Here is a 4,981-nt window from a genome sequence, read left to right on the forward strand (position 1 = left end):
CCGTCGGCGAGACCGGGGGGTGCAAGGTGCAAGGGCGGACGGGCGGAGGGGGATCACCCGGCCTGCACAAGCGGATCGAAGTCGTGACGAAGGTGCGATGCTGGCATCCGCGCGGAAGGTCGGGGATACCGCCCGGCCGCCCTTGTGCCGCGCCAGGGGGCAGCGCCCCCAAGCAACCCGCCCGGCCAAAGCGAAGCGGCGGACGGGGGATAAGATCTGACCGGGATACGCAAAGCTTGAAAACCGGAAAGCCGTATGTCCCGATCTCCTTGTTCCTTGAGAGGCGGCGGCCATGAGCAAAAAGAAGCCCCGCTCGGATGAGCGGGGCGATCTCGGGTTTGGGTCTCAGTCGCCGTTGCGGCGGGACCAGATGAGGTTGTGGGACTTTCCGTCCTCGGCTTCGACCAGGCTGGCGTAGATCGGTGCCGGGAAGCTCGGATCGTCCAGTTTGACGGAGAGGTATTCGCGCTGCGTTTCGCGGGCGATCTTCTTCCAGGCCGCGCCGAACTCGGTGGCGCCGGCGAAGATGCGGAAGTCGGGTCCGCGCTCGCTGTCGCTCTCGGTGGCGTTGAACTTGGCCTTGACGTTGAGGGTCAGGGTCTTGACCGCGCCGGTGAAGCCCGCGCCGTTCTCGTTCTGGGTGAAGGTGCCGATGGTTGCCATTGTCGTATTCCTTTTCCTGTCGGGCCGCACCATTGCGACCTCGATGGCGGTCGTGAGACCGGGGGCGATCGGCCCCGCACCCTTCGGGGCTGGAACACCGTGGAAGGCGGCTGGTGGCAGCTTTTTTGTTTCGCGCTGCAAAGCCGAAGGCGGCGGAAAAAGGCTGGCGGCGGACGTTGCGGGAAGACGAGCGAGGCGAAGCCGGTCTTCGGTCAGGCCTTGCCAGATCGAGGACGCGAATGGAGCGCCCATAACAGGAAATCGCGTGGAATACGGCAATGACGGCCGTCCTGCGTCTCGCCGGAATCGGGGACGGAACTGCGCGGGTTTATTGGCTGCGGTCTGTCTTTGATCCGACCGGCAAGGCCAATTCGCGCTGTCTCCAGCGTGGGCCTGCGGGTGTGGTCTCGTCCGACCTTCGCCGGTGCTGCCGTGTCCGGTGTAGCCGGAAAATCGCTTGCGGGCATTGCGCCATGCTCGGCCAGGTGGATGGTTCGAGCTTCCCGGCGCTGATCCGCTTGCTAGTTGAAGCGGATGGAAAGCCGAATCTCATAGGCCTGCCTTGGCGACTGGGATCGACATCCCGGATTGCTCCCGTTTATCCGGGTGGAGCTTGCCGCGAAATGGCCGCCGCCGCCCCCTTGCGTTAGGGATTGAAGCCGAATGGCGGAAACGCGCCACGGGCGTGGTTCCGGCGCAGCCAAAAGCCCGGCCCGCAGGGCAACGCCATCGTCCCCCAATACCTTTCAAAGCGCGAAGTGTCCTGATGTTCAGTGCCGGGCAGTCCAAGGGTCGATGATCGGAATGCCCGCCGCATCGAAGGCGCTGGCATCACGGGTCGCAACCGTGAAACCATGGGCGGCTGCCGTAGCGGCGATATAGCCGTCCGGCGTGGGAAAGCCCTTGCCCGCCTTGCGGGCCGCAACGGCAAGATCGGCGTAGTGGCGGGCGGCATCGGTATCGAAGGCGAGGATTCTGCCCTCGAACAGCGGCAGCATCCCGTCGAGCGTGGCGGCGAGCTTCTGCTTGCGCCGACCATTCGGCAGCGCGCCGATGCCAAACAGCAGTTCCGCGACGGTGACGCTGGAGATGTAAAGGGTTTCGGCAGCCTGCTCGTCCAGCCAGTCGCGCACGGAGGGGGCCGGCTCCGGCTTCATCGCCTCGGAGACGACATTGGTATCCAGAACGATCATTCAAAGTTCATCGGCGTGGCGGGTGTCTTGTCGCGGGCCTGTTCCATCGCCTCGAAATCGGCATTGGTCAATCCGGCCTTGCGGCTCAACGCCGACAGGGCGGAGCCGAGGCGCAGGCGCTCGGCGGGACGAACCGCCGCTTCCAGAATGTCACGCATTTCGGCCTCGGCGCTGCGGCCATGATGGGCCGCGCGCACCTTGAGGGCGCGGTGGGTCTCGTCGGAGAGGTTGCGAATGGTGACGGCGGGCATCTGATGGCATCTCCGGTCAAGTGATAGCTGTGATGGCAATATAGGAGATATGCCATCACATGGCAAGGTTTGACCGTTAGCGGGCCGGTTGGCCGACGCCCGTCGCCAGTCGCATCCATGCGGCTATGCCGACGCATCCGCCCCCGACGATGCAGAAGATTTGCCGCCAGATTTCGGACGGCACGGCCTCCTTGGTGATGCCATGGACCAGCGCATAGCCCGCCACGGCGGCGGGCGCGGCGAAGACAAGCGCCACGATCAGGCGGATGACGGGTGTGCGGATCGTCTCGAACAGCACCGCCAGGACGCCGAAGGCGACGCCAGCGGAAAACAGCCCGACCAGTCCCGCGCCTATCAGGCCGGAGCCGGTCTGATAGGCGAACTGCGCGGCGGCCAGCCCGACGAAAAAGGGCAGCGCGTAGATGGCGAGCGTATAGGCGAGAACGCAGAGAAGTGCTGTCAGCGCAACGCTCATGAACATGACGGCGACCATGATCTTGTTCCTTTGGCTTGCCGGCCCCGCCTTTCGTGCAGTCGTCAACACCGTCGCTGCACATCTTTAGGGTGCCTTTGTCGTTCCAATCTGTCGAGGTCATCCGGCCGCGCGGGGAAGCCGCGCGGCCGCGATTTTTGAGGGTGGAAGACCGGGACCGCTTGCGCTCTCCCGGCCTGCCTTTCATTCCGCCGCGACGGGGAAAGCGTCATCCTCCGTGGCCTCGGTGCTCTCGGCCTCCGGCATGTCCTCGGCGGGAGGGGTTTCCTGCTGCTCGTCAACCAGCCATGCGGGCCGTTCGGTGCGCAGCAGGGGCGGCAGCCAGCCGGTTCCGGCCAGAAGCTGCTCGGCGGCTTCCGCCATTTCCGGCTTCTTCCTGTCCGCGATCTGGTCCGCCGCCTCGTCGCCAAGGGCGTCACGCACGGCTGCGAGGATATGTGCTTTGGTGACGCGCCCGAAATAGGCCCGAACCGTGGGCGTCCAGTGCGCCGTCATGTCGAGCACAACCGCCGTCGCCAGCCTGTCGGAGGTGGCGAGGGCATGGCGCTTGTGGGTTTCCCACGGCTGCTTGACGGCATTGACGGTCAGCGAAGCGCAATGCGCGAACAGGGCCATGACGCTGGCATGATCCAGTCCGGCGATGAAGCCCCAAAGGTCCGCCACATCGCGCGGCATGTCCGCCGCCCATCCGGCATGACGGTCCTCCAATGCCTTCGCCGCCGCCGTGTCCTCGATCCCGTCCGCGTGGCTGGCGAGGTAGCTGCTCGTCGGGCGAATTTCGAGGCAATGGGCATCCCCGCCGCCGCGATAGAAGGTCTGCGCGGCAAGCGCATGGGTGACGGCGATCAAGGCCATGTGCGGCTGCTCGCCAAGGGCGAGACGCAGGGCAAGGGTGCGATGCGCGGTCAGGTCGCGGATGAGCGCGTCCGACAGCGGCTTGCCGTCTTCCTCTGCGTCCTCGTCCTCGGGCTCGAGCGCGGAAACATGGTTTCCATCCTCGTCATGCTCGCCATCGTCCATGACTTCGCCATGGGTGTTGACGCGCACCCCGTCGATGACGGTGCTGCCGTCCCCCGCTTCGGGTTCCTCCGGTTCCGGGGCTTCGTCCTCGGGGCGGATGAACCCGCGTTCGATGCGGGCTTCTCCGTCATGGTTCAGAACCACGAACACGCCAGCGCGCGCGATCTCGTTGGCCTCATAGGCATGACGCTTGCCGTCGATCCGCTCGATTTCGGCTTCAAGCTCCGCGAAGCGCTGATCCACTTCCGGCGGCAGGTCTACGTCCGCGTCCTCCCATTCCGCCGACAGGCGTTCAAGTTCCTCCTGCGCGGCGGCGTGGGCGGCTTCGTCTTCTTCCGAAAGCTCCACCGGCTGCGGATAGGTGCGGCGCAGTCCATGGGCGTGGGGCCAGTCGATATGGGGCGAAACCCATTTCCATCCCTCGGCTTCCTGAACCTGCGCCGCGATGCCTTCCAGCTTGTCGAGGGCCAGTCGGTCGAGCAACGCGGCATCCTCGTAGAAGCCGCCGCGATCCTCGGTGAACAGGTCGCGGATGAGGGTGCCGCCCGCCTCCGAATAGGCTTCCGCGCCGACAAGGATCGCGCGCCGGTCGGTTGCCGCCACGTTGCTCGCCGTCAGGTCGCGGCGAATGATCCACGGCTCGCGGTTGTAGGACAGGTTTTCGTAAACCTGTTCCTGCCGGGCATGGTCCTCGGTGATGGCGAAGGCCATCAACTGATCCAACGTCAGATCGCCGTCACGATAGACCTGCATCAGCTTGGGGCTGACCGCGCCGAGGCGAAGCCGCTGCTTCACCACATGCGCGGTGACGCCGAAGCGCGCGGCGATTTCCTCCGCGCCCCATCCGCGCGTTTCCGCAAGCTCGCGGAAGCGCTCGAACTGGTCGGCGGGGTGCAGGTCTTCGCGGGTCACGTTCTCATCAAGGCTGATCTCGGCGGGGTCGTTCGCCGTGTCGATGACGCAGCGGATCGGCTCGGTCCGCTTGATCTCCTTGCGCTTGGCGCGCAGCAACTGCGCGAGCCTGCGGCCTTCACCGACGCTGACGAGATAGCAGCCGGTCGGCTCGCCCTCCGCGTCAAGTTCCGGCTCCACCACCAGATTTTGCAGGATGCCCTTGGCGGCGATGCTCGCCGCCTTCGCCTCGATGGACGCTTCACGATGCGGGGTCTTGCGGGCGTTCTGCGGGTGCTTCTTGAGCTTGTTGAGCGGGATGAAAACCGTTTCGCCATGTTCGGGAACGGTCGGGGTCTGTATCTTCGTCGTCATGGTCTTTCTCCTAATGGGCTTGGGTTGGAGCGCAGCGCTGCGCTGCAACCCTGCCCGTCGGCGAGACCGGGGGGTGCAAGGTGCAAGGGCGGACG

At 65.5% G+C, this 4,981-nt stretch carries 5 protein-coding genes; all 5 read right to left on the reverse strand.

What is annotated here, in order from left to right; genetic code table 11:
* Positions 1-345 precede the first annotated feature (345 nt).
* Complete coding sequence (locus IEV58_RS18095; protein ID WP_188411327.1) at positions 346-663, reverse strand: DUF736 domain-containing protein; 318 nt, start codon at positions 661-663, stop codon at positions 346-348.
* Positions 664-1,433: 770 nt separating this feature from the next.
* On the reverse strand, positions 1,434-1,856 hold the full coding sequence (locus IEV58_RS18100) for a type II toxin-antitoxin system VapC family toxin (protein WP_188411330.1): 423 nt from the start codon (positions 1,854-1,856) through the stop codon (positions 1,434-1,436).
* Positions 1,853-2,107 carry a FitA-like ribbon-helix-helix domain-containing protein gene (locus tag IEV58_RS18105; RefSeq protein ID WP_188411332.1) on the reverse strand — a complete coding sequence of 85 codons (255 nt, stop codon included), beginning with the start codon at positions 2,105-2,107 and terminating at the stop codon, positions 1,853-1,855. The genes IEV58_RS18100 and IEV58_RS18105 overlap by 4 nt, the downstream gene beginning before the upstream one ends.
* Before the next feature lie 76 nt (positions 2,108-2,183).
* Positions 2,184-2,600: a hypothetical protein gene (locus tag IEV58_RS18110; protein ID WP_188411334.1), complete on the reverse strand. Its 417-nt coding sequence runs from the start codon at positions 2,598-2,600 to the stop codon at positions 2,184-2,186.
* Positions 2,601-2,783: 183 nt separating this feature from the next.
* Positions 2,784-4,886, reverse strand: coding sequence for a ParB/RepB/Spo0J family partition protein (locus IEV58_RS18115; protein ID WP_188411336.1), 2,103 nt, complete (start codon positions 4,884-4,886; stop codon positions 2,784-2,786).
* Positions 4,887-4,981 lie beyond the last annotated feature (95 nt).

This window comes from Agaricicola taiwanensis (genome assembly GCF_014635245.1).
GTDB classification, from domain to species: domain Bacteria; phylum Pseudomonadota; class Alphaproteobacteria; order Rhizobiales; family Methylopilaceae; genus Agaricicola; species Agaricicola taiwanensis.